Consider the following 23,908-nt stretch of genomic DNA (forward strand, 5'->3'; position numbering starts at 1 on the left):
GGAGCGGCGGCGATCACGGTGGCGCCGTCCACCGTGTGAGAATCGACGCGGCTCACACGTACCACTACGAGCAGGAGAATGAGCACGATGCGCATCGGAGTTCTCACCGCAGGCGGCGACTGCCCGGGCCTGAACGCAGTGATCCGGTCGGTCGTGCACCGGGCGGTCACCCACTACGGCGATGAGGTCATCGGCTTCGAGGACGGCTACGCGGGCCTGCTCGACGGCCGCTACCGGCCCCTCGACCTGAACGCCGTCAGCGGCATCCTCGCGCGCGGCGGCACCATCCTCGGCTCCTCCCGCCTGGAGCGCGACCGCTTCCGCGCGGCCTGCGACAACGCCAAGGAACTGATCGAGAAGAGCGGCTTCGACGCGCTCGTGCCCATCGGCGGCGAGGGCACCCTCACCGCCGCCCGGATGCTGTCCGAGGTGGGCGTGCCCGTCGTCGGCGTCCCGAAGACCATCGACAACGACATCTCCTCCACCGACCGCACCTTCGGCTTCGACACCGCCGTCGGCGTCGCCACCGAGGCCATGGACCGGCTCAAGACCACCGCCGAGTCCCACCAGCGCGTCATGGTCGTCGAGGTGATGGGCCGGCACGCCGGCTGGATCGCCCTGGAGTCCGGCATGGCCGGCGGCGCCCACGGCATCTGCCTGCCCGAGCGCCCCTTCGACCCGTCCGACCTGGTCAAGATGGTCGAGGAGCGCTTCGCCCGCGGCAAGAAGTTCGCCGTCATCTGCGTCGCCGAGGGCGCCCACCCCGCCGACGGCACCATGGACTACGGCAAGGGCGCGATCGACCAGTTCGGCCACGAGCGCTTCCAGGGCATCGGCACCGCCCTCGCCTACGAGCTGGAGAAGCGCCTCGGCAAGGAGGCCCGGCCCGTCATCCTCGGCCACGTCCAGCGCGGCGGCACGCCGACCGCCTACGACCGGGTGCTCGCCACCCGCTTCGGCTGGCACGCGGTGGAGGCCGTGCACCGGGGCGAGTTCGGCAACATGACCGCGCTGCGCGGCACCGACATCCGGATGGTCCCGCTGGCCGAGGCCGTCACCCAGCTCAAGACCGTGCCGGCGGACCGGATCCGCGAGGCCGAGTCGGTCTTCTGAGCCGCCTCGGCCGGAGCCGCCCTGACCCGCCCCGCCGGTAGGGACACCCGTCCCTTCGCCGTCCCGGACACGCCCGGCCCCGATCGTCCCCCCGTGGACGATCGGGGCCGAATCCATGCTTGAGCCCAGCCCCGGGATCAACAAGGCTTGAGCCTGTCCCGGACATGTCCCAACCCGGTCCGGGCCGGTGTCCGATCGAGGGGAGCGGCGCGCATGACGACGGGGGAGACGGCTCCCGACCCGCGGGAGGCGCGGAACCCGGCAGAGTTCATCGCGCGGCTCCAGGCCCTGCGGGCCTGGTCCGGCCTCACCTACCGCGAGCTGGCCGCCCGCGCCGACGCGCGGGGCGACGTCCTGCCCCGCTCCACCGTCGCCAACATGCTGGCCCGCACGACCGTCCCGCGCGAGGAGCTCCTCGCCGCGTTCGTGCGCGCGTGCGGGGTCGGCCCGGGGGCGGCGCTGGAATGGGAGGCGGTACGGAAGGAGCTCGCGACCAGGGGAGTGCGCGAGCCGGACCGGGAGGCGGACGGGCCGGACGGGCCGGACGTGCCGGACCGGGAGGCGGAGCCAGTCGCTGCCGCAGCCGCCGAAAACACGGAAGCCACCGCAGCCATCGGAGCCGCCGACGCGGGGGAGGCGCCGCCCGAGTGGCCCGGCGCCGGCGCCGTGGCGGCGCCGCCCGCCGACGCGCCCGGCCCCGAGGAGCCGACGGGCACCCGCTCCCGGCTGCGCCGCACCCTGGTCGCCGCGATCGCCGTCGCCGGACTCGTCCTCGCCACCGTCAGCGTCGTCGCCTTCCTCCGCGAGGACACCCCGGCCCACCGCACCCCCGCCCACCGCACCCCGGCCCATCGCGCCGGACCCGCGCTGACCGCCCCCGCCGAAGGGCCGGTCCACATCCGGGTGATCGGCTCCGACCTGTGCCTGAACGAGCGGCGGGGCAACAGGAGCGGCCAGATCCACCAGCGCCCCTGCGCGGGCGCCGACATCCCCGCGTACGAGCTGAAACGGCTCACCGGCGAGCACTGGCGGATCGTCTCGCGACACCCCGACTACGGCCCCGGCTGCTCCGGGATCCCCTCCGGCGGCCGGATACCCGACGCCGCGCTCGAGGACTCCGAGTGCGGCGACCCCACCCGCGTCGAACGCTTCACCCTGGAGCCGCACGGCACCCCCGTCACCGGCTACCGCATCCGCCCGGCCGGCTCCGCGACCCCCGGCGCCTGCGTCACCGTCGTCGGCGACCCCACGGCCGAATGGTCCCGCCTGGCCCAGGCACCCTGCACCCCGCACGCCCGGGGCCAGCTCTTCAGCTTCGACCGCAGGGACACGGCCTAGCCGCCTCGGCGGCTGCCTAGACCCGTTCCACCAGGCGGGCGCGCAGCGCCTCGATCGCCGTCGGGTCGAGACCGACGTGGCCGGTGGCGTAGCCGCGCACCGAGCCGTACTCCGCCCGCAGGTCCGCGAGGACGAGCCGCATCACGGTGGCGGGCGCGCGGCCGTAGCCGGGCCAGCGGAGCACGCGGCCGGGGTGGGCGGCCTTCCAGTCGGCGACGAGCCGCTCGGTCGCGAGCTCGGTGAGGGCGAAGTCGTCGAGGATCTCCTCGTCCGGCACGTCGAGCAGGCCGAGGACCAGGGCGGCGAGCAGACCCGTGCGGTCCTTGCCGGAGGCGCAGTGGAAGACCAGCGGCCCCTCGGCCGCGGCGATGATCTCCAGGGCCTCGCGCAGTTCGGCGGCGCCGTCGAGGGCGACCTCGGCGAAGCGGTCGGCGAGGTAGCGCCAGGGGTCGACGTCCGGGTCGATCTCGGCCTGGTCGTACGGCCGGTGCTCGATGCTCAGGTTGTGCCAGGTCTGCGGCTCGGTCTCGGGGTGGCGGCCCTTGGCGGCGATCTCCCACGGATAGCGCAGGTCGATCACGGTGGTCACGTCCAGCTCCCGGAAGCGCTCCAGATCGGCGCGGGCGTCGGGGCCGGCGAGCTTGGCGAGGGAGTCGGAGCGGTAGAGGGTCGCCCACCGGACGCTCCCGCCGTCGGCGGTTCGATAGCCGCCCAGGTCACGGAAGTTGTGGAGCCGTGCGAAAGGTATGTGTCGTCTCACCCGGCCAATCTAGAGGCGCGGACCGGGGACGGGGACAAGATCAGGGAGAGGGACGGGGAGAGGGAGACGGAGAGGGGACCGGGTAGGGGCCGGGGCCGGGCTACGGGCCGACGGCGGCCCAGAAGTGGTCCGTGATCTCGTCCAGGTACGCGCGACTCGTGTCGGCCGTCGCGCCCGACGCACCCCAGCTGCTGGTGGCGGTCACCTTGGCGTGGTACTCGGCGTGCAGACGCTGGAGGGCGTCCTCGACGGTCCGCTTCGACAGCGGCAGCAGCTTCACGACCGGTTTCACGTAGGCCTGCCAGCGGGTCGTGGCGGCGTCCCGCAGCAGGGTGGCGAGCTGCTCGTCGCCGCCGGTCGCGGTGAGCAGCTCGCGCGGGCGCAGCCCGAGGACCTCGGCGAGGGCGGCGGTCTGGCGGTCGTTGCCGCGCCAGCGGCCCGACTCCTCCATGCGCAGATACGCGGCGGGGTCCAGGCCCACCCGGCGCGCCAGGTCCTCCGGGGCGAGGCCGCGGGCGATCCGGTGTTCGCGCAGGGTCGTGGCGGCGGCGAGGAGCTCGGCGGGGGAGCACCACAGCACGCCGGCGAGGGCGGTCAGCTCCTGCGAGGTGGGGGCGAGCCGGCCGCGTTCCCAGGCGACGACGGTTTCCGGGCTGATGAAGAGGCCGTACTGGGCGCGCAGGCCGTAGGCGACGTGTTCGGGACCCATGCCGAGGCCCTCGCGCAGACGGCGGGCGGCGAGAGCGTGGAAAGGGGGAGAGGGTTGGTGCACGCCGCCACCGTAGATGCGGAGTGTGATCATTGGCTACGGTGCGTTCCCCCAAAGCCTCAAGGTCGTAGGAACGTCGGAACTGATCAGTAACCGCGAGTGGCGCCGTCCGTCGCGCTGAGCCACCGGTACTGGAGCTCGGGGCGCCCTATCTGTCCGTACTGCGGGGCGCGGGCCGCCCGCCCCGCCGTGACCAGGTGCTCCAGGTAGCGGCGGGCGGTGATCCGCGAGATCCCGACGGCCACGCCCGCCTCCGCCGCGGTGAGCCCCTCGGGCGCCGCCCGCAGCGAACGGGTCACCGCCTCCAGGGTGGGCCCGCTCAGCCCCTTCGGCAGCGCGGCGGGCTGCGGGGCGCGCAGGGTCGCGAGCGCCCGGTCCACCTCGTCCTGGCCCGAGGCCTCGCCGGCCGTCGCCCGGAACTCCGCGTACCGGGCGAGCCGGTCACGCAGGGTGGCGAAGGTGAACGGCTTCAGGACGTACTGGACGACGCCGAGGGACACGCCCTCCCGCACGATCGCCAGGTCCCGTGCCGAGGTCACCGCGATCACGTCCGCCGCGTGCCCGGCGGCGCGCAGCGCCCGCAGCAGCTGCAGCCCGTGCCCGTCGGGCAGGTACAGGTCCAGCAGGATCAGGTCCACCGGCGTCCGCTCGAGCAGCCGCACGGCCGCCGCCCGCGAGTGCGCCACCCCCACCACGGCGAAACCGGCCACCCGCCCCGCGTACAGCGCGTGCGCGTCGGCGGCGACGGGGTCGTCCTCGACCACCAGCACCCGGATGTCCCGGCCCGGCTCGCTCATGCCCCCACCTCCACGGCGGTCCGCCGCGCGGCGGTTCCCGCGAGCGGCAGCCGGACCGTGAACTCCGCCCCGCCGAGGCGCGACTCCGCCAGGGTCAGGCTGCCGCAGGCGCGGGTCACGGCCTGGCGCACCAGAGCGAGCCCGAGCCCGCGACCGGGACCCCGGGTGGACCACCCGCGGTCCAGGACGGCCTCCCGGTCCTCGGGCCGCACCCCGGGCCCGCTGTCCCCGACCCGCAGCAGCAGCTCACCGCCCTCGGCGAGCGCGGTCACCCGGACCCGTGCGCCCCTGCCGCCGTCCGCGGACGCCGGCGCCTCGGCGAGCGCCCCGGCCTCCCGGGCGGCCGGGACCGCGCCGCCCAGGCCGGGCCCCACCGGGTCCCCCGGAGCCTCGCCCGCCGCCTCGACCGCGTTGTCGATCAGGTTGCCGAGGATCGTCACCAGGTCGCGGGAGGGGAGCGACACCGGCAGGACGCCGTCGTCGATGCGGCTGTCCTCGGTCAGGACCAGTTCCACGCCCCGCTCGTTGGCCTGCGCGGCCTTGCCGAGGAGCAGGGCGGCGAGGACCGGTTCGCCGACGGCGGTGACGACGCGGTCGGTCAGGGCCTGCGCCAGTTCCAGTTCGGCCGTGGCGAAGCCCACGGCCTCCTCGACCCGGCCCAGTTCGATCAGCGAGACCACGGTGTGGAGCCGGTTCGCCGCCTCGTGGGCCTGGGAGCGCAGGGCCTCCGTGAAGCCCCGCTCGGAGTCCAGCTCGCCCGACAGCGCCTGGAGTTCGGTCCGGTCCCGCAGGGTGACGACGGTGCCGCGGCGCTCGCCGCCCACCACCGGCCGGGTGTTGACGACGAGCACCCGCTCGTCGGTCAGGTGCAGTTCGTCCACCCGCGGCTCGGAGGCGAGCAGTGCCCCCGTCAGCGACGCCGGCAGCCCGAGGTCCGCCGCCGGCCGGCCGACGACGTCGTCGCCGTCCGCCCCGGCCAGACCGAGGAGTTCCCGCGCCCCGTCGTTGATCAGCGCGATCCGGCGCTGCCCGTCCAGCATCACCAGGCCCTCGTGCACCGCGTGCAGCGCGGCCTCGTGGTAGTCGTGCATCCGGCTCAGCTCGGTCGCGTTCATGCCCTTGGTGTGCCGGCGCAGCCGGGCGTTGATCACGTACGTGCCGGCGCCGCCGAGCGCGAGGGCCGCGCCCGCCATGCCGAGCAGCGCCGTGACCTGCTCGCGCACCTGCTCGCTGATCTTCTCGATGGTGATGCCGGCGCTGACCAGGGCGATCACCCGGTCGCCGTGCTCGTGGTCGACGACCGGCGCGACCGTGCGGACCGAGCGGCCGAGCACTCCCCTGTGGATCTCGGAGAAGGTCTCGCCGCGCACGGCCGGACCGATGTGCCCGAGGTACGTCCGGCCGATCTGCTCCGGCTCCGGATGCGTCCAGCGCGTCCCGTCCGGTGCCATGATCACCACGAAGGTGACGCCCGAGCGGCCCCGCAGTGCCTCCGCGTACGGCTGGAGCGCGGCCGTCGGGTCCGCCGAGCGGGCCGCGGCCACCACCGCCGGCGACTCGGCGACGGCCGTCGCGGTCGCCGTCGACTGGCGGCGCGCGGTCTCCTCCGCCTGGGCGCGGTCCGTCACGTACGCGAAGGCCGCGCACCCCGCGACGACGGCGGCCACCAGCACGACCTGCATCGCGAAGAGCTGGGCCGCGAGGCTGCGGGGTCGGGGCAGGTGGAGACGCATGCGAGCAAGTGTGCCGGGCACCGCGGGGCAGCTCGAAACGGCTGCTCGAATCGTTCCTGGAACGAGACGAACGCTTCGGTCGTGAACGAAACGTACGCAAGGGTGACCCGGGTCACAGGCTGGTGGATAGTCGCGGGGATCCACCGGGACGTGGACACCCCTGAGTACGAGGAGGACCCCGTGGCCGCACGACGGGACCGCACCCACTATCTGTATCTGGCCGTGATCGGCGCCGTCCTGCTCGGCATCGCCGTGGGCTTCCTGGCGCCCGGAGTCGCCGTCGAGCTCAAGCCGCTCGGCACCGGCTTCGTCAACCTGATCAAGATGATGATCTCGCCGATCATCTTCTGCACGATCGTGCTCGGCGTCGGCTCGGTGCGCAAGGCCGCCAAGGTCGGCGCCGTCGGCGGCCTCGCCCTCGGCTACTTCATGGTGATGTCGACGGTCGCCCTCGCCATCGGCCTGCTCGTCGGCAACCTCCTGGAGCCCGGTTCGAGCCTGCACCTCACCAAGGACCTGGCCGAGGCCGGGGCCAAGCAGGCCGAGGGCGCGAGCGAGGGCACGGCCGACTTCCTCCTCGGCATCATCCCCAAGACCCTGGTCTCCGCCTTCACCGAGGGCGAGGTGCTCCAGACCCTGCTCGTCGCGCTCCTCGCGGGCTTCGCGCTCCAGGCGATGGGCTCGGCCGGCGAGCCGGTGCTGCGCGGCATCGGGCACATCCAGCGGCTGGTCTTCCGCATCCTCGCCATGATCATGTGGGCCGCCCCGGTGGGCGCGTTCGGCGCGATCGCGGCCGTGGTCGGCGCGACCGGCGTGGACGCCCTCAAGTCGCTCGCCGTCATCATGATCGGCTTCTACGTCACCTGCGCGCTGTTCGTCTTCGTGGTCCTCGGCGCGCTGCTGCGGCTGGTCGCGGGCGTCAACATCCTGACCCTGCTGAAGTACCTGGGCCGCGAGTTCCTGCTGATCCTGTCCACCTCCTCCTCCGAGTCGGCGCTGCCGCGCCTGATCGCCAAGATGGAGCACCTCGGCGTCAGCAAGCCGGTGGTCGGCATCACCGTCCCGACCGGCTACTCCTTCAACCTGGACGGCACCGCGATCTATCTGACGATGGCCTCGCTGTTCGTCGCCGAGGCGATGGGCGACCCGCTGTCGGTCGGCGAGCAGATCTCCCTCCTCGTCTTCATGATCATCGCCTCCAAGGGCGCGGCGGGCGTCACCGGCGCCGGTCTGGCCACCCTCGCGGGCGGCCTCCAGTCGCACCGCCCCGAACTCGTCGACGGCGTCGGCCTGATCGTCGGCATCGACCGCTTCATGAGCGAGGCCCGCGCCCTCACCAACTTCGCGGGCAACGCCGTCGCCACCGTCCTCGTCGGCACCTGGACCAAGGAGATCGACAAGGCCCGGGTGACCGAGGTCCTGGCCGGCCGCATCCCCTTCGACGAGACCACCCTGGTCGACGACGGCCACGGCGCCCCCGCCGACTCGGCCGACCCCTCCGCCGTCCCGGACCAGCGCGCGGACCTGCGCGCCGACGAGGGCGACGAGAAGGCCCGCGCCGGCGTCTGACGAGCCCCGGGTCCCGGGCCTTGAGCCGGATCCGGGCCCCGGTCGCGGAACGCCCCCGAACGCGCGAGCGCCGGGGGCGTTTCCTTCGTTCTCGTGGCCCGGTTCCGGGGCGCTTCGGCTCACTCGCCGAGCTCCGCCAACTCCTCCGCTGTCAGGGCCAGTTCTGCGGCACCCGCCGAGTCGCGGGCGGTCTCCGGGCGGCTCGCGCCCGGGATCGGGACGACCGTCCCCGGGCGCGCGAGGAGCCAGGCGAGGGCCACCCGTTGCGCGCTCACCCCGCGGGACCGCGCCACCCGGTGGAAGGCGCCGAACCGCGGATCCGCCTCCTGGGCGGAGGTGCCGTCGAGGGAGCTGCGGGAGATGCCGCCGAGCGGACTCCACGGCAGGTACGCGAGGCCGAGCTCCGCGCACAGCCGCAGCTCCGGTTCGCCGTCGCGGACGGCCGGGGAATAGCGGTTCTGCACGGAGACCAGGCGCTCGCCCAGGATCTCCCGAGCCAGCAGGATCTGCCCGCGGTCCACGTTGGAGACGCCGGCCAGTCGGATCGTGCCGGCGTCCAGCAACTCGCGCACCGCTCCCAGCGATTCGGCGTAGGGCACGGCCGGGTCCGGCTTGTGGAGCTGGTAGAGGCCGATGGCCGGCAGCCCGAGCCGCCGCGCCGAGGCCTCCGCCGCCCGCCGCAGGTGCTCCGGGCGGCCGTCGACCGTCCAGCCGCCGTCGGCGCTCCGGCCGCGCCCGCCCTTGGTGGCCACGAGCACCGCGTCCCGGTCGCCGCCGTAGGAGGAGAGGGCGCGGGCGACGAGCCGCTCGTTCTCGCCCGGCTCCCCGGCCGGCGGGTGGTACGAGTCCGCCGTGTCCAGCAGGGTCACGCCCGCGTCCAGGGCGGCGTGGACGGTGGCGAGGGCGCGGGCCTCGTCGGGCCGGCCCTCGATGGACAGCGGCATCGCGCCGAGCCCGATCGCGCTGACGGCGGTGTCGCCGAGCATGCGGTACCGCATCAGACCGCCACCTCCGCATCGCCCGCGGGCTTCCCGTGCAGTGTCTCGGCGAGCGCCGTTCCCAGCCATTTCGAGGAATGCGAGAAACGGAATCCCAGCCGCTCCGCCCGGGAATTGTCCATCGCGTACGCACGGGTGAAGGAGAACGGCGACACCTCACCCACCTCCACCTCCTGGAAAACGGTCCGGCCGCCCACCAGGCGCTCGATCTCCCCGCAGATCTCCGCCGTCGTCAGCGGGCCGTGGGAATGCGCGTTCACCGGCCCGGCGAATTCCGCCTCGACGGCCGCCCAGAAGAGGAACGCGGCGATCTCCTCCACGTACACATAGGTCGCCGGCCGGTTCACGACCGGCACCGCGACCGGCTCGCCCGAGCGGATCCGCGCCGCGTAGTGCGCGACCCGCCCGGTGAAGTCGTCGGCGCCGCCCAGCACGTGCGCCACCCGCACCGAGGCCCACGCGAAGCCCGCGCCGGCCGCCGCGAACACCGCCTCCGCCTGCCGCTTCCCCTCCCCGTAGTGCTCCTCCAGGAACTCGGGGTCCTCCCACCGCAGGCCGAGGTCCACCGGCAGCGCGGCGAGATCGAGCACGTCCTCGGCGACGGGTGCGGCGGAGTCCTCGTACTCGTACACCTCCACCGTCGAGGTCATCACATAGCGTCGGGTCCGCCCGGCGAAGACCCTTCGGGCGATGTCCGCATGGCGCGGGGTGTAACAGACCTGATCGACCACGACGTCGAAACTCCGCCCGGCCAGCGCCCTTTCCAGCGCGGCCTCATCATTCCGGTCCGCCACCAATGGAATGACCCCTTCCGGGGCGGGGGAGGAGCCGCGGTTGAGCACGGTCACCCGATGTCCCGCGTCGAGCAGTCGCGTTATCAGGCGCTTTCCGAAATAGCGGTTGCCGCCGATGATCAAAACGTCCATGGCTCAAGTGTTACGTTGAGCGCACGCCAACTGAAGGGGGAATCATGGGAGTCCAGGCCGTCCCGCCGAAGGAACCACGGCAGCCGCGCCCCGCCACCGTCGAAACGACGGCGGGCGCTTTCGACCCCATCGACCGGCAGATCCTGGACCTGCTCCAGAGCGACGGCCGCATCAAGCTCAGCGAGCTCGGCCGCCGCGTCCGGCTCAGCCCCGCCGCCGTCACCGAGCGGGTCCGCCGCCTGGAGGCCTGCGGCGCGATCACCGGCTACGGCGCCCAGGTCGCCCCCGCCCGCCTCGGCTACGGCATCCAGGCCTTCATCCGCGTGAACCCGCACGGCGGCTACAACCTCAAGCACCCCCGCACCCTGGAACTCACCGCCCGCCCCGAGATCCGCGAGGTCCACCACGTGGTCGGCGAGGACTGCTGGATCCTCAAGGTCGCCGTGACCGACACCGTCCACCTGGAGGAGATCCTGGAACAGACCTCCGCCCTCGGCCGCACCACCACCTCCATCGTGCTGTCGTCGCCCATCGAGCGGAAGCCGCTGCTGCCGCCCGGCGCTTGACAGCCTCGCTTGACAACTTCCTGGGCGCACGGTTGAGATGAGGGGACTCGCGTCGCGTGCCGGTCCGCGCTGGAAAGCGGAGGCATGGAGGCAAGAGGGCAGTAGGGATGACGGCTTTGCCTCTCCACTTCAACACCCGGATCATCGACGAGTTCCGCACCCACGCAGGCCGCCTCGGCGGCCCCTTCGAAGGATGGGTGCTCCTCCTTCTGACCACCACCGGCGCCAGGTCCGGAAACCCGCACACCACCCCCCTCGGCTTCGTCCGGGACGGGGCCGAGGACGGCGAGGACGGCGAACGCCTCCTCGTGGTCGGCTCCGCCGGCGGCTCCGACCGGCACCCCGACTGGTACCGCAACATCCTGGCGAACCCACGGGTCACCGTGGAGATCCCGGACGCGGCCACCCCCGGCGGCATCGCCACCTGGCAGGGCACCGCCGTCGTCGCCACCGGCGCCGAACGCGACGAGCTGTTCGCGAAGGTGGTCGCCGTCGCCCCCGGCTACGCCGACTACCAGAAGGCCACCGACCGGGTCCTCCCCGTCGTCGCGCTCTACCGCGACCCGGTCTCCGACTACACCCCGCCCACCCGGCTCGACGCCCTCGCCGACGAGCTGGTCGCGATCCACGACTGGCTGCGGGGCGAGCTGAAGGCCCTGCGCGAGGGCCTCGGCGCCCGGCCCGCGGACGCCCCCGGCCTCACGGTGCGGCTGCGCCGGCACTGCCTCACCTTCTGCTCCGCCCTCGCCGTCCACCACGGCGGCGAGGACGCCGGGCTCTTCCCGTACCTGGCCCGCGAGTATCCGGAGAAGGCCGGCGCCTTCGACCGCCTCGCGGCCGAGCACGCCACGGTCGCCCGGGTCCTCGACGAGCTCCAGGCCCTGCTCGCCCGCCTCGACGAGGCGGATCCGGCGGAGCTGCGCGAGGAGTTCGACGGGCTCGCGAAGCAGCTGGACGAGCACTTCGCGTACGAGGAGGAACAGGTGCTCCCGCTGCTGCGGGAGGGGACCTGAGCCCTCGCTGCTTGCCCTGACGTCGGCGTCAAGGCTTACGTTCGGGGACATGAGAATCGGCGAGCTGGCCGAGCGGGCGGGCACGACCCCGCGGACTCTGCGCTACTACGAGTCCCGGGGCCTGCTGACCGCACGGCGCACGGAGAACGGCTACCGCACCTACGACGAGGACGACCTGCGGCTCCTCCAGCAGATCCGGACCCTGCAGGACTTCGGGTTCGAGCTGGAGGAGACCCGGCCGTTCGTGGAGTGCCTGCGGGCCGGCCACCCGGCGGGCGACGCGTGCCCCGCGTCGATCGCCGTCTACCGGCGCAAGCTCGCCGAGCTCGACGGGCTCATCGCACAGCTGCGGACGGTGCGCGACCAGGTCGGCGCGCAGCTGCTGCGGGCCGAGGCGGAACTGCCGGGCGGTCCGGAGCCGCGCTGCGAACTCGGACACGAGCACGACGGCGCACACGACAGCGGCCGGGACATCGGCCGCGACCGCGAACACCGACGGACGACAACGGGAGGATGAGGACGATGATCCGAGCGGAAGGCGTGGCCGAGGTCACCGACGCCGACTTCGAGACGGAGGTGCTCGGCGCCGACCTGCCCGTCCTCCTGGAGTTCACCGCGGACTGGTGCGGCCCGTGCCGCCAGCTCGCCCCGGTCCTGACCGCCGTGGCCCGTGAGGAGGCCGGCCGGCTGAAGGTCGTGCAGATCGACGCGGACACCAACCCGGAGACGGTCACCCGGTACGGCGTCCTGTCGATGCCGACCCTGATGGTGTTCCGGTCCGGCGAGCCCGTGCGCTCCATGGTCGGCGCCCGCCCCAAGCGCCGCCTCCTGGAGGAACTCGCCGACGTCCTGGAACCGGTGCGGTCCTAAGGCCCCCAGCCGCTGTCGGTCAGCGCCGATCACGCGCTCCGCGGGCCGAGCCGGGCCCGGGCCGTCTCGGCCAGCAGCAGGGCGCCCGCCCGCAGGGCCGGCGGGCCCGACGGGCGGGTGGCCAGCGCCGGTCCGGCGCGGCGCACCGCGTCCAGTCGGAGGCGCTGGACCCCGGTGAGGGCCCGCACGAAGGGCCGGTACGCCGGGGCGACCGTGCCCACCAGCGGGGCCGCCGCGACCAGGTCCGCCGCGGCGCGGTCCGCCTGCTCCTCGACGAGCCGGCCCAGCGCGGGACCGGGCCGCGTGAGGTCCGCGCCGTGGCGCGCCACCGCGTCGGCCGGGACGCCCGGCCGGCCCGCGCGCACGTCCTCGGCCAGGTCCTCCAGGAAGTCGAAGCGCTGCATGGCGCGGATCAGCACATGGCAACGGGCCGTGAACGCCTCCCGCGCCGACGGCTCCGCGGGGGCGAGCAGACAGGCCGTGAGCATCAGCGCGGGCAGGGAGTACTCCCGTACGTACCGATCCAGCTCCTCGTCGTCCGCGATCGTCCGCCACGCCACCTCGCGCGCACACCCCCGCAGGAACTCCTCCACGTGCCCGCGCACGTCCGGGTGGCGCTCGGCGGTGCGCGTCAGACAGCGCAGCACCGACAGCTCCGAGTCGCCGTCGGCGAACGCCTTCCGTACGAGCCCGTCCCACTCCGCGAGCGCGGCCGCCCGCTCGTCCCGTGGCCCGCGGTCGATCCGGTCGTCGGTCTCGTGCATGAAGGCGACGGCGGCCACGACGTGCGGCAGCAGCCCGGCGGGCAGCAGCAGCCGCGCGGCCGCGTACTCGGCCGGCGCGAACCGCCGCACCGCACGCCGCTGCTCCGTGTAGTCCCGGCGCAGCCGGGGTTCGCCGATTCCGGCCCGCCCGAGGGCCCGCTTCCACATGGGGGTCTCCTGTCGTTCGTCGGCTGCGAGCCTACGGCCGACCGGAAACCGGGATGAGCGCCCGGCGGTCCGTCTGTCAGACTCGCCCGGTGTTCGAGGGGGCGTGGTGTACGAGACGCATGTGACGGTCCGCTGCCGGACCGAGGGGGAGCGGGCCCGGCTGGACCGATGGGCGGCGGAGCGGGGGCTGAAGGTCACCACCATCGTCCTCGCCCGGGGCCGGATGCCCGTCCAGCCGATGCTGACCCTGCCCGACCGCACCGGCCACCCGGCGGTCGTGGCGGGGCTGCGGGCGGCCGGTCTCGAACCGGTGCGGGTCAAGGTCGAGACGGTGCCGTGGAGCCAGGAGCCCGCCGGGCCCGGCGGTGGCTACTACGAGCACCACCTCAAGCTGGCGCTGCCCGCCGCCTACGACCGTGCCGCGCTCGAAGGCCTCGTGGTGCCGCACGGCGCGCACGTCTCGTGGAACGCCCGGCGGGTGCTGCCGGGGCCGGGCGGACGGCACGAGCGTTTCGTGACCCAGCGGCACCGGGGCCCCGCGCCGGCCGCCGGCCGGGCCTGCGACGGGCTGCTCGCCGCGCTGGGCGCCGCCGGATACGAAGTGGTCGCCCAGGAGCGGGAGTTCGTGCTCTCCGACAGCGACCTGTCCGTGGACGAGGGATGGCTGGAGGAGACCGTATGAGAGAGATCCCCGGAGGACCGGGCACGACCGGCGAGGACCGCGCCGCATTTGTGCGCCGCAGGGACGAGCTGCCCCGCACCCTCACCGCGGGCATCGGCGACGCCGCCGTACGGCACCGGGTCTTCGACCCCGCCCTCAAGCACTTCGACGAGGCCTTCCGGCCCGTCGACGACGTCGTCGACGACCCCGCGCTCCGCGCCCGCTGGCAGGCCGCCCGCCGCACCGCCCTCGACCTCGTGCTCGCGGCCGTCGCCGGCTCCCCGTGGGCGGACTCCCTCGTGCTGCGCGGCAGCATGCTGATGTCGGCCTGGTTCGGCGATGCCGCCCGCGCGCCCAAGGACATCGACTTCGTCGTCGTCCCCGACACCTGGCACATCGAGGAGCCCCGCACCCGCGCCCTGCTCGACGGCATCGCCGAGGCCGCCGAGCGGCTCGCCCGGGAACGGCTCGCCGGAATCCGGCTGTCCGCCGAGGACGCCGTGTCCGAGTACATCTGGACGTACGAGCGGGTCCCCGGACATCGTCTGGTCATCCCCTGGAGCGCCCCCGGCCTCCCCGGCGGCCAGGTCCAGCTCGACTTCGTCTTCAACGAGCGCCTCCCGGCCCCGCCCCGCCCGGCCGAGGTCGCCGGCGTACGCCTGATGGCGGCGGACCGCGAACTGTCCCTGGCCTGGAAGCTCATGTGGCTGAGCTGCGACATGTACCCGCAGGCCAAGGACCTCTACGACGCCGTCCTCCTCGCCGAGACCTGCGCCATGCCGCTCGCCCTCCTGGAGACCGTCCTCCACGAGGCGGACGAGTGGCCGGGCCTCCCGGACGAGCCGCTGAACCTGGGCATGTTCGAGAACGCCGCCCGCGAGGTCGACTGGGACGGCTTCCCGCACGACCACCCGGACACCGCGTCCGTACGAAGGGACCTGCCCGCACGCCTGGTGGCCGCCCTCGGCCCGGTCTTCACGCCGTAGGACACGCGAGCGGCGGACCGGCACGTCGGTCGGGCGACGTCCTGGAGCGGCGGGCGGTGGCCGCCGTCGCCGGGTGCCTAGGTAATGTCCTCCCACAGCTCGGTGGAGTGCGCCGACACCAGCGCCCGTACCCGCGCGACGAGTTCGGCGGCCGGCAGCGGGTCGAGCCGCCGACCGTCGCGGAGGCGGACGGAGACCTGGTCGGCGGCGGCCTCCTTCGGGCCGATGACCGCCTGGTACGGGACGAGGCGGGAGGCGCGGATCCGGGCGCCCAGGCTGCCGCGGTCCGGGTCGAGGACCTCGGCGCGCAGGCCCCGGTCGGCGCAGCGGTCGGCGAGGCGGGCGGCGGCCGGGCGGGCGGCGTCGGAGACGGGCAGGACGGCGAGCTGGACCGGGGCGAGCCAGGCGGGGAAGGCGCCCGCGTGGTGCTCGACGAGGTGGGCGACGGCGCGCTCCACGCTGCCGATGACGGAGCGGTGGACCATCACCGGCCGGTGCCGGCCGCCGTCCGGGCCGATGTAGCGCAGGTCGAACCGCTCGGGCTGGTGGAAGTCGACCTGGACGGTGGACAGGGTCGACTCGCGGCCGGCCGGGTCGGCGACCTGCACGTCGATCTTGGGCCCGTAGAAGGCGGCCTCGCCCTCCCCCTCCTCGTAGGGGAGACCGGAGGCGTCCAGGACCTCGCGCAGCAGGGCGGTCGACCGCTCCCACTTCTCGGGCGCGGCGACGTACTTCCCGCCCGGCCCGGGCAGCGAGAGCCGGTACCTGGCCGGCTCGATGCCCATCGCCGCGTACGCCCTCCGGATCAGCTCCAGCGCCCCGGCGGCCTCCTCGGCGACCTGGTCGAGGGTGCAGAAGACATGGGCGTCGTTGAGCTGGATGGCCCGCACGCGGGTGAGCCCGCCGAGCACGCCGGACAGTTCCGAGCGGTACATGCCGCCCAACTCCGCCATGCGCAGCGGAAGATCGCGGTGGCTGCGCGGCCGGGAGCGGAAGATCACCGCGTGGTGCGGGCAGAGACTGGGCCGCATCACGAACTGCTCCCCGCCCACCTCCATCGGCGGGAACATGTCGTCGCCATAGTGCGACCAGTGCCCGGAGATCTCGTACAGCTCGCGTTTGCCGAGCACGGGCGAGTACACGTGCCGGTACCCGGCCCGCCGCTCCGCCTCCCGTACGTACTCCTCCAACGCGGCCCGCACGGCGGCCCCGTCGGGCAGCCAGTACGGCAGCCCGGCCCCGATCAGCGGATCGGTGTCGAACAGGTCCAGCTCCCGGCCGAGCCTGCGGTGGTCGACGACGTTTCCGGAGTCGTTCATGGTCACTCCTCGTGTGGGTCGGGGGAAATCACCCCGGGCGCCGACACGGCGAAGCCCCGGGCCGTTCGCCCCGGGGCTTCGGACAAGGACAGCTGTCAGCGCGCCGGGACACTCTCCGGCGTCGTCGTGAGGACGGCAGCGCGCTTCATGCGGCAGACCGTAGCAAGGTCCCGGCCCGGCGCGCCCGGCATTTGTCGGCTATCCCCGCAGGGCCAGCCGCACCCGGCGGGCCGGCATCTCGACCTCGACGACCTCGACGGTCAGCTACTCGCCCTCGGCGGGCAGCAGGCCGCCGAGCACGTCCGCGTGGACGAGCCCCTCGATCCCGTCGCCGACGCGGACGAAGACGCCGAAGGGCACCACCTTGGTGACCGGGCCGGTCACCACCCGGCCCGGCGCCGCCCGGGCGAAGGCGGGCCACGGGTCCGGCAGCAGTGCCTTGCGGGACAGCGATATCCGCTCCCGGCCGTGGTCGACGTCGAGGACCTCGACGCGGAGCTCCTCGCCGACGGAGACGACGTCGGTGTAGCGCTCGTACCGCTCCCAGGACAGTTCGGCGGCGTTGACCAGTCCGTCCACGCCGCCGAGGTCGACGAGGACACCGAAGGGCTCGATGGACGACACCCGGCCCGAGAGGACCTGGCCCTCGCGCAGGTCGAGCAGGAAGGCGCGGCGCTCGTCGGCCGTCATCGACAGCAGGGCGCGGGAGAACGCGAGGGCCGGCTCGCTCAGCAGCGATTCCCAGCCGTTCAGCAGCCGCAGCAGCGGGGCCCGGTACCGCTGCCGGAATTTCGGATTCATCGCCAGGACGTCCAGTTCGTTCGCCGCCGTCAGCTCCGCGAAATCCGCCCGCTGCCGTGCGGTCGGGACGAACGTCCCGCCCGTGAACCGGTCCCGGAACGGACCGTCGTCGCTCGCCAGGCCGGGGTACGAGAAATCCCGGTCGCAGCTCGCGTAGAAGTGGACCAGCTCCTCCGCGGCGGGGCCGATCGCCGCCGCCAGTTCCGCGCGGCGCTCCAGGGGCAGCAGGCTCTCGGCGAAGCCGTCGGTGCCGTAGAAGGCGTGGCACAGGCCCGCCAGCCGTAGTTCCTCCCGGGCACCCCAGTCGGCGAGCCGGGCCTCGACCCGGTCCAGATGGGCCAGGAGGGTGCCGCCCGGGTGGTCGATCCTGTCGGCGCCGTGGGCGCGGAGCAGCTCATGGGCTGCCGAATGGCTCCTCATGGCGCACAAAAATACCCCGACCTAGAATTGACAGGCGGGGTAATTCGGCGACTATATTGGTTGGCTCTGCGTGTGCGAGGTGAATCGCGCTCACGTATTCAATAAAGGCACTGTATCGCGGCGGGAGTCGAATTGTCAACCGAAGAATTTCGGAACGAGCAGAAATTCATCACGGAGCTCTACGCCCGACTCGACGCCCTCAGGGACCAGGCCGAGGCCGGCGTCGCGGCGGCCCTCGCCACGCCCGGCGCGGGCAGCGCCCAGGCGCGGCTGGAGCGGGACGTGCTCGTCGCCGAGCAGTCCGGACTGCTCGCCGCCCTCAATGCCGGCGAGAGCGGCCTGTGCTTCGGCCGGCTCGTCTTCCAGGACGGCCGCGACCACCACATCGGCCGCCTCGGCATCCGGAAGGACGACCCCCAGCGCACCCCCCTCGTCGTCGACTGGCGCGCCGACGTCGCCCGCCCCTTCTACCTCGCCACCGGCTACGAGCCCATGGGGCTCCGTCGCAGGCGCCACATCACCACCCACGGCCGCGAGGTCGTCTCGCTCCACGACGAGGTCCTCGACCTCGCCGACGCCACCCGCACCGGCCACGAGAACCGCGACGCCGACGAGGTGCTGCTCGCCGCCCTCGACGCCGCCCGCACCGGCCGCATGCACGACATCGTGCAGACCATCCAGGCCGAGCAGGACGCCATCATCCGCTCCCCGCACCGCGGGGTCCTCGTCGTCGAGGGCGGCCCCGGCACCGGCAAGACCGCGGTCGCCCTGCACCGCGCCGCCTACCTCCTCTACGCCCACCGCGAGCAGCTCGCCAAACGGGCCGTGCTCATCGTCGGCCCCAACCCGGCCTTCCTCGGCTACATCGGCAACGTCCTGCCCTCCCTCGGCGAGACCGGTGTCCTCCTCGCCACCCCCGGCGAGCTCTTCCCCGGCGTCCACGCCACCGGCACCGACACGCCCCGCGCCGCCGCCGTCAAGGGGTCCGCCGCCATGGCCGAGGCGCTCGCGAACGCCGTACGGGACCGTCAGCAGGTCCCCGAGCGCGGCGCGCCGCTGGTCGTCCCGCACGAGGACGGCGACCTGGTCATCGACTGGGACATGGCACTCGAAGCCCGGCACAAGGCCCGCGAGACCTTCCTCCCGCACAACCTCGCCCGCCCCTACTTCGTCTTCGCGATCCTCGACGCGCTCGCCGAGCAGCTCGCCGACCGCATCGGCGCCGACCCCTACGGCGGCCCCAACTTCCTCGGCCCCGACGACCTCGCCCTGCTCGCCAAGGGCGTCGCCGCCAACCCCGAGGTGCACAGCGCCCTCGACACCCTCTGGCCGCCGCTCACGCCCCAGCGGTTCCTGGCCGACTACCTCGCCGAGCCCACCCACCTCGACGAGGAGGACGCCGCCGCGATCCGCCGCGAGGGCGGCGCCTGGACCCCCGGCGACGTCCCGCTCCTCGACGAGGCCGCCGAACTCCTCGGCGCGGACGACGCCGCCGCCCGCGCCGCCGAGGAGGCCGAGCGGCAGAAGCGGATCCAGTACGCGCAGGGCGTCCTCGACGTCTCCTACGCCTCGCGGACCTACGAGTTCGAGGACAAGGAGGAGGTCGACAAGGACGCCTCCGAGGTGCTGTCCGCGCACGACATCATCGACGCCGAGCGCTTCGCCGAACGCCACGAGGAGGCCGACCACCGCAGCGCCGCCGAACGCGCCGCCGCCGACCGCACCTGGGCGTTCGGGCACATCATCGTCGACGAGGCGCAGGAACTCTCCGCGATGCTGTGGCGGCTGCTGATGCGCCGCAGCCCCACCCGCTCCATGACCCTGGTCGGCGACCCCGCGCAGACCGGCGACCCGGCCGGCGTCGGTGCCTGGGACCGGATCCTCGCGCCGTACGTGCAGGACCGCTGGGAGCTCGTCCGGCTGGGCGTCAACTACCGCACCCCGGCCGAGATCATGGCGGTGGCCGCCGAGGTGCGCCGCGAGGCCGACCCGGACTTCGAGCCGCCGAGCTCGGTGCGGTCCACGGGCGTCGAGCCCTGGGACCGCACCGTGGAGGACCCCGTGAAGGAGACGGCCGACGCGGTGGCGGCGGAACTGCGGCCCGAGGGACGGCTCGCCGTGATCGCGCCCGAGGACCTGCACCCGGAGCTGATCGCGGCCCTTCCCGACGCCTCCCACGGACCCAGGCCCGACCTGACGAGCCCGGTCGTCCTGCTCGGCCCGCGCCAGGCCAAGGGCCTGGAGTTCGACACGGTCCTCGTCGTCGACCCGGACGGCATCCGGGCCGGCGCCACGCACGGGATCAACGACCTGTACGTGGCACTGACCCGGGCCACCCAGCGGTTGGGCATCATCAGGCGGGCCTGAGCGGACGGGCCTGAGCAGGCGGTCGCCGGTCACGCGGCGCCGGTCAGGCGGATCCCGTCACGCGGGCCTGAGCCAGACCGTCGCCAGCGGCGGCAGCGTCATCCGCACGCTCGCGGAACGGCCGTGCCACGGCACCGACTCGGTCTTCACCGGGTCGGTGCCCCCCACGCCGCTGCCGCCGTACCGGGCCGCGTCCGTGTTGAGCACCTCCGCCCAGGCGGCGAAGGCGTCCGGCACGCCGAGCCGGTAGTCCTGCCGCACCACCGGGGAGAAGTTGCACACCGCGAGGAGCGGGGAGCCGGCCGCGTCGAAGCGCAGGAAGGCGAAGACGTTGTCCTCGGCCGCGTCGCCCGCGATCCACTGGAAGCCCTCCGGGGAGGTGTCCCGCTCCCACAGCGCCGGCGTCGCCGTGTACACCGTGTTCAGGTCCCGCACCAGGTCCCGCACGCCCCGGTGGTCACCGGCCGAGTGGTACGTCTCGTCCATCAGCCACCACTCGGGGCCGTGCTCCGCCGACCACTCCGCGCCCTGCGCGAACTCCTGCCCCATGAAGAGCAGCTGCTTGCCGGGGTGGGCCCACATGAAGCCCAGGTAGGCGCGGTGGTTGGCGCGCCGCTGCCACCAGTCGCCCGGCATCTTCGACACCAGGGCGCGCTTGCCGTGCACCACCTCGTCGTGGGAGATCGGCAGGATGTAGTTCTCGCTGTACGCGTACACCATCGAGAAGGTCATCTCGTGGTGGTGGTACTTGCGGTGCACCGGGTCCTTCTGCACGTAGCCGAGGGAGTCGTGCATCCAGCCCATGTTCCACTTCATGCCGAAGCCGAGCCCGCCGAAGCCGCCCGGACCCACCTGGTCGGTCGGCCGGGTCACCCCGTCCCAGGCGGTGGACTCCTCGGCGAAGGTGATCACGCCGGGGCAGCGCTTGTAGACCGTGGCGTTCATCTCCTGGAGGAACGCCACCGCGTCCAGGTTCTCCCGCCCGCCGAACTCGTTCGGCAGCCACTCGCCGTGCTCGCGCGAGTAGTCCAGGTAGAGCATGGAGGCCACCGCGTCCACCCGCAGCCCGTCGAGGTGGAACTGCTCGCACCAGTACACCGCGTTGGCGACGAGGAAGTTGCGCACCTCCTTGCGGCCGTAGTCGAACTCGAGGGTGCCCCAGTCGGGATGGGCCGAGCGGCGCGGGTCCTCGTGCTCGTACAGCGGACGCCCGTCGAACTCCGCCAGCGCCCAGTCGTCGCGCGGGAAGTGCGCCGGCACCCAGTCCATGAGGACGCCGATGCCGGCCCGGTGCAGCGCGTCCACCAGGAAGCGGAAGTCGTCGGGCGTGCCCATGCGGGCCGTCGGCGCGTAGAAGCCGGTGACCTGGTAGCCCCAGGAGCCGTGGAAGGGGTGCTCGGCGACGGCCATGAACTCGACGTGCGTGAAGCCGAGGTCACGGACGTACGCGGGCAGCTGCTCGGCGAGGTCGCGGTACGACAGGCCGGGCCGCCAGGACGGCAGGTGCACCTCGTAGACCGAGAACGGCGACTCGTGGTGCGGGCGGGCGCCGCGCCGGGCCATCCACTCCTCGTCGCGCCACACGTGGTGGTCGGCGGTGACGACCGAGGCGGTGTTCGGCGGGCACTCGGTGCGGCGGGCCATCGGGTCGGCGCGCAGGGTGTGCGAGCCGTCCGGGCGGGCGATGTCGAACTTGTAGACCGCGCCCTCGCCGATCCCCGGCACGAACAGCTCCCACACACCCGTCGAGCCGAGCGAACGCATCGGAAGGGCGGTGCCGTCCCAGTACGTCCAGTCGCCGGTGACCCGCACGCCGCGCGCGTTCGGCGCCCACACGGTGAAGCGGGTGCCGGCCACCCCCTGATGGGTCATGACCCGCGCGCCGAGCGCCGTCCACAGCTCCTCGTGGCGGCCCTCGCCGATCAGGTGCAGATCGAGTTCGCCGAGGGCGGGCAGGAAGCGGTACGGGTCGACGACCGCGAGCTCGTCGCCGTCGTAGCGGACCCGCAGCTCGTAGTCGGGGACCTTGCGCAGCAGCGGCAGCACGCCGGTGAAGAGGCCGTCGCCCTCGTCGTGCAGGACGTACCGCTTCCCCTTCGCCAGGACGACGACCTCCCGGGCCCACGGGCGCAGCACCCGCACCGCGATCCCGCCCCGCACCGGGTGGGCGCCGAGCAGCCCGTGCGGGTCGTGGTGCTCACCCGCGAGCAGCCGGGCCCGGTCGCCCGGATCGAGCGGTGGCGCCTTCCGTACGGCGGCCCGGTCCTGGCCTTCCGGCTTGGCCTCGGCCCGGGGCGCGGGCGTCTTCGGCTTGCGGGCTGTCCTGCCTGCGGATCGGGCGGTCACTGGGATGCCTCCAGGAAGGGGTGAAGGGGAAAGGGGGAGGTGCGGCGGGGGAGTGGCGCTTTCCACGCAAGCGCAACGCGGCGCGTTCCGCTCGGGACACTCGGCCGAACGGGCCCCGTCCGTTCCCCCGCAGGCGGGACGCCCCACGGGCGCCCGGCCCTTGCTCCGAACGGGTGGGCCCCGCACCCGGGGCGCGGTCGCCGCGCCCACGGGGTGCCGGCCGAGGTCATTCCGCCCCCGCCAGGCGGTGGATCGCCGCCATCGGGACCGGGAGCCAGTCCGGCCGGTGGCGGGCCTCGTAGACGACCTCGTAGACGGCCTTGTCCGTCTCGTAGGCCCGCAGCAGCGCCGGGTGGTCGCGGGGGTCCGTGCCGGAGGCCTCCGCGTAGCCGGTGCAGTAGGCGGCCCGGCAGCGGGCCGCCCACTCGGCGTTCCACGGGCGGTGCGTGCGGGCCGCGTAGTCGAAGGAGCGGAGCATGCCGGCGATGTCGCGCACCGGCGGCTGCGGGCTGCGCCGCTCGTCGAGCGGCTTCGCCGGCTCGCCCTCGAAGTCGATCACCGCCCAGGCGCCGTCGGAGCCGCGCAGCGTCTGCCCGAGGTGCAGATCGCCGTGGATGCGCTGGAGCCGGCCCGCGCCGAGGGAGTCGCCGGCCGCCGCGAACACGGCCCGCAGCCCCGGCACGTACGGCAGCAGCGCGGGGACGGCCTGCGCGGCGCTGTGCAGCCGGGCGTCCATCGCTGCGGCCAGGTGCTCCGCCCGGTCGCGCGGCAGCCGCTCGGTGGGCAGGGCCGTCGCCAGGGCGAGGTGCACCTCGGCGGTGGCCCGGCCGAGCGCGTGCGCCTCCCGCGTGAAGTCCCTGCCGTCGGCGAGCGCGTCGAGGGCGAGGCGCCAGCCGTCCCGCGAGTCGCGCAGATACGGCTGGAGCACGCCCAGCGTCGCCGTGCCCGTCTCGAACCAGGCGACCGGCGCCGGGACGCGGGCGCAGCCGGCCCGGGCGAGCGCCAGCGGCAGTTCCAGGTCCGGGTTGGCGCCCGGACTGACCCGGCGGAAGATCTTCAGGATGAACGAATCTCCGTAGACCAGGGACGAGTTCGACTGCTCGGCGTCCAGGACCCTGGGAGCCAGCACGGGCGGCAGCGGGGCCGTCGCGTGGAAGCGCAGCGGGCCGATCCGGCCGGGGCTGCGCAGCCGTTCGTAGAGCAGTCCGGCGAGCCGCGGGTCGCGCAGGCCCTCGTAGACCGCCCGGCCGGCGAGCGGCCCCTGGCGGATCCGCCCGATCAGGGCGGGGGCGAGGCGTGGCGGCAACTGGCTGCGCACGCCCAGGAGTACCTGGTAGCAGTCGGCGGGCGTTCCGGCCGGCCGGCCGGGTTGTTCGACCCGTACGAGCAGATGGAGGAGACCGGGTCCCGCGCCGTCCAGCGGCAGCAGCTCGGTGGCCGCGTCCAGGGTGAACCCGGTGACCCGGCGGCCCTTGCCCGCGAACCAGCGCTGCCGGGGCAGCCAGGTGTGCAGCAGGGGTGTGAGCGACGGTAGGAGGGCGTCCGGGGCCCGGGTGGTGGATGCGGTCTCCGGCATGGCATCGCGTCCTTTCCCCGGGGTGCGCAAGGGGTATGCGTAAGTGTT

20 protein-coding genes and 2 pseudogenes are annotated in these 23,908 nt (G+C 73.8%); 10 read left to right on the forward strand and 12 right to left on the reverse strand.

The window, feature by feature from the left end:
- The first annotated feature begins 87 nt into the window (after positions 1–87).
- Together ACFY7C_RS23495 and ACFY7C_RS23500 are read left to right on the forward strand one after the other, a co-directional pair.
- Complete coding sequence (locus tag ACFY7C_RS23495; protein WP_389653876.1) at positions 88–1,113, forward strand: 6-phosphofructokinase; 1,026 nt, start codon at positions 88–90, stop codon at positions 1,111–1,113.
- 213 nt (positions 1,114–1,326) lie between these two features.
- Positions 1,327–2,451 (forward strand): helix-turn-helix domain-containing protein, encoded by a 1,125-nt coding sequence (locus ACFY7C_RS23500; RefSeq protein WP_389653878.1) that lies wholly within the window; start codon positions 1,327–1,329, stop codon positions 2,449–2,451.
- Positions 2,452–2,467: 16 nt separating this feature from the next.
- On the opposite strand, the gene ACFY7C_RS23505 is transcribed toward ACFY7C_RS23500, so the two are convergent.
- The 4 genes from ACFY7C_RS23505 to ACFY7C_RS23520 all read right to left on the reverse strand — a co-directional run bounded on the left by ACFY7C_RS23505 (position 2,468) and on the right by ACFY7C_RS23520 (position 6,510).
- The gene (locus ACFY7C_RS23505) at positions 2,468–3,211 is read right to left on the reverse strand and encodes a tyrosine-protein phosphatase (RefSeq protein WP_389653880.1); all 744 of its coding nucleotides are present in this window, start codon (positions 3,209–3,211) and stop codon (positions 2,468–2,470) included.
- 100 nt (positions 3,212–3,311) lie between these two features.
- Entirely contained in the window at positions 3,312–4,013 is a 702-nt protein-coding gene (locus tag ACFY7C_RS23510) for a helix-turn-helix domain-containing protein (protein ID WP_389653882.1), read from the reverse strand.
- Positions 4,014–4,066: 53 nt separating this feature from the next.
- Positions 4,067–4,777: a response regulator gene (locus ACFY7C_RS23515; RefSeq protein ID WP_389653884.1), complete on the reverse strand. Its 711-nt coding sequence runs from the start codon at positions 4,775–4,777 to the stop codon at positions 4,067–4,069.
- Positions 4,774–6,510, reverse strand: coding sequence for an ATP-binding protein (locus tag ACFY7C_RS23520; RefSeq protein ID WP_389653886.1), 1,737 nt, complete (start codon positions 6,508–6,510; stop codon positions 4,774–4,776). Before ACFY7C_RS23520 ends, ACFY7C_RS23515 begins: the two co-directional genes overlap by 4 nt.
- Positions 6,511–6,660: 150 nt before the next feature.
- Between ACFY7C_RS23520 and ACFY7C_RS23525 the strand changes: the two genes are divergently transcribed.
- Positions 6,661–8,079, forward strand: a complete 1,419-nt coding sequence (locus ACFY7C_RS23525; RefSeq protein ID WP_389653888.1) for a cation:dicarboxylate symporter family transporter — start codon at positions 6,661–6,663, stop codon at positions 8,077–8,079.
- Between the two features lie 119 nt (positions 8,080–8,198).
- Here the strand turns inward: ACFY7C_RS23525 and ACFY7C_RS23530 are convergent, their stop codons facing one another.
- Both ACFY7C_RS23530 and ACFY7C_RS23535 read right to left on the reverse strand, forming a co-directional pair.
- Positions 8,199–9,077, reverse strand: coding sequence for an aldo/keto reductase (locus tag ACFY7C_RS23530; protein WP_389653891.1), 879 nt, complete (start codon positions 9,075–9,077; stop codon positions 8,199–8,201).
- Positions 9,077–10,003, reverse strand: a complete 927-nt coding sequence (locus ACFY7C_RS23535) for an NAD-dependent epimerase/dehydratase family protein (RefSeq protein ID WP_389653893.1) — start codon at positions 10,001–10,003, stop codon at positions 9,077–9,079. The genes ACFY7C_RS23530 and ACFY7C_RS23535 overlap by 1 nt, the downstream gene beginning before the upstream one ends.
- 44 nt (positions 10,004–10,047) lie before the next feature.
- On the opposite strand from ACFY7C_RS23535, the gene ACFY7C_RS23540 reads away from it, so the two are divergent.
- The 4 genes from ACFY7C_RS23540 to trxA all read left to right on the forward strand — a co-directional run bounded on the left by ACFY7C_RS23540 (position 10,048) and on the right by trxA (position 12,452).
- Entirely contained in the window at positions 10,048–10,569 is a 522-nt protein-coding gene (locus ACFY7C_RS23540) for an Lrp/AsnC family transcriptional regulator (protein WP_389653895.1), read from the forward strand.
- A 107-nt stretch (positions 10,570–10,676) separates the two neighbouring features.
- Positions 10,677–11,582, forward strand: coding sequence for a nitroreductase/quinone reductase family protein (locus ACFY7C_RS23545; protein ID WP_389653897.1), 906 nt, complete (start codon positions 10,677–10,679; stop codon positions 11,580–11,582).
- Positions 11,583–11,631: 49 nt separating this feature from the next.
- Positions 11,632–12,099, forward strand: coding sequence for a MerR family transcriptional regulator (locus ACFY7C_RS23550; RefSeq protein WP_389653899.1), 468 nt, complete (start codon positions 11,632–11,634; stop codon positions 12,097–12,099).
- Positions 12,100–12,104: 5 nt separating this feature from the next.
- On the forward strand, positions 12,105–12,452 hold the full coding sequence (trxA, locus tag ACFY7C_RS23555; RefSeq protein WP_389653901.1) for a thioredoxin: 348 nt from the start codon (positions 12,105–12,107) through the stop codon (positions 12,450–12,452).
- 29 nt (positions 12,453–12,481) lie between these two features.
- Here trxA and ACFY7C_RS23560 read toward each other — a convergent pair whose 3' ends face one another.
- Entirely contained in the window at positions 12,482–13,384 is a 903-nt protein-coding gene (locus ACFY7C_RS23560) for a squalene/phytoene synthase family protein (protein ID WP_389653903.1), read from the reverse strand.
- A gap of 106 nt (positions 13,385–13,490) precedes the next feature.
- On the opposite strand from ACFY7C_RS23560, the gene ACFY7C_RS23565 reads away from it, so the two are divergent.
- Both ACFY7C_RS23565 and ACFY7C_RS23570 read left to right on the forward strand, forming a co-directional pair.
- Positions 13,491–14,066 (forward strand): hypothetical protein, encoded by a 576-nt coding sequence (locus ACFY7C_RS23565; protein ID WP_389653905.1) that lies wholly within the window; start codon positions 13,491–13,493, stop codon positions 14,064–14,066.
- The gene (locus ACFY7C_RS23570; protein ID WP_389653907.1) at positions 14,063–15,031 is read left to right on the forward strand and encodes a nucleotidyl transferase AbiEii/AbiGii toxin family protein; all 969 of its coding nucleotides are present in this window, start codon (positions 14,063–14,065) and stop codon (positions 15,029–15,031) included. Before ACFY7C_RS23565 ends, ACFY7C_RS23570 begins: the two co-directional genes overlap by 4 nt.
- A gap of 77 nt (positions 15,032–15,108) precedes the next feature.
- On the opposite strand, the gene thrS is transcribed toward ACFY7C_RS23570, so the two are convergent.
- The 3 genes and pseudogenes from thrS to ACFY7C_RS23585 form a co-directional block, all read right to left on the reverse strand.
- A complete protein-coding gene (gene thrS / locus ACFY7C_RS23575) occupies positions 15,109–16,350 on the reverse strand; it encodes a threonine--tRNA ligase (RefSeq protein ID WP_389653909.1) in 1,242 nt (413 codons plus the stop codon).
- 294 nt (positions 16,351–16,644) lie between these two features.
- Positions 16,645–17,055, reverse strand: a pseudogene (locus tag ACFY7C_RS23580) (S1 RNA-binding domain-containing protein); the annotation flags it as partial.
- Positions 17,056–17,301: 246 nt separating this feature from the next.
- Positions 17,302–17,571: pseudogene (locus ACFY7C_RS23585) on the reverse strand (DUF6817 domain-containing protein); the annotation flags it as partial.
- 132 nt (positions 17,572–17,703) lie between these two features.
- On the opposite strand from ACFY7C_RS23585, the gene ACFY7C_RS23590 reads away from it, so the two are divergent.
- Positions 17,704–19,938 carry a HelD family protein gene (locus ACFY7C_RS23590; RefSeq protein ID WP_389653911.1) on the forward strand — a complete coding sequence of 745 codons (2,235 nt, stop codon included), beginning with the start codon at positions 17,704–17,706 and terminating at the stop codon, positions 19,936–19,938.
- A 57-nt stretch (positions 19,939–19,995) separates the two neighbouring features.
- On the opposite strand, the gene glgB is transcribed toward ACFY7C_RS23590, so the two are convergent.
- Positions 19,996–22,284 carry a 1,4-alpha-glucan branching enzyme gene (gene glgB, locus ACFY7C_RS23595; RefSeq protein WP_389653913.1) on the reverse strand — a complete coding sequence of 763 codons (2,289 nt, stop codon included), beginning with the start codon at positions 22,282–22,284 and terminating at the stop codon, positions 19,996–19,998.
- 226 nt (positions 22,285–22,510) lie between these two features.
- On the reverse strand, positions 22,511–23,860 hold the full coding sequence (locus tag ACFY7C_RS23600) for a maltokinase (RefSeq protein WP_389653915.1): 1,350 nt from the start codon (positions 23,858–23,860) through the stop codon (positions 22,511–22,513).
- Between the last annotated feature and the right edge of the window lie 48 nt (positions 23,861–23,908).

Source organism: Streptomyces sp. NPDC012769, assembly GCF_042901205.1.
Lineage (GTDB): Bacteria > Actinomycetota > Actinomycetes > Streptomycetales > Streptomycetaceae > Streptomyces.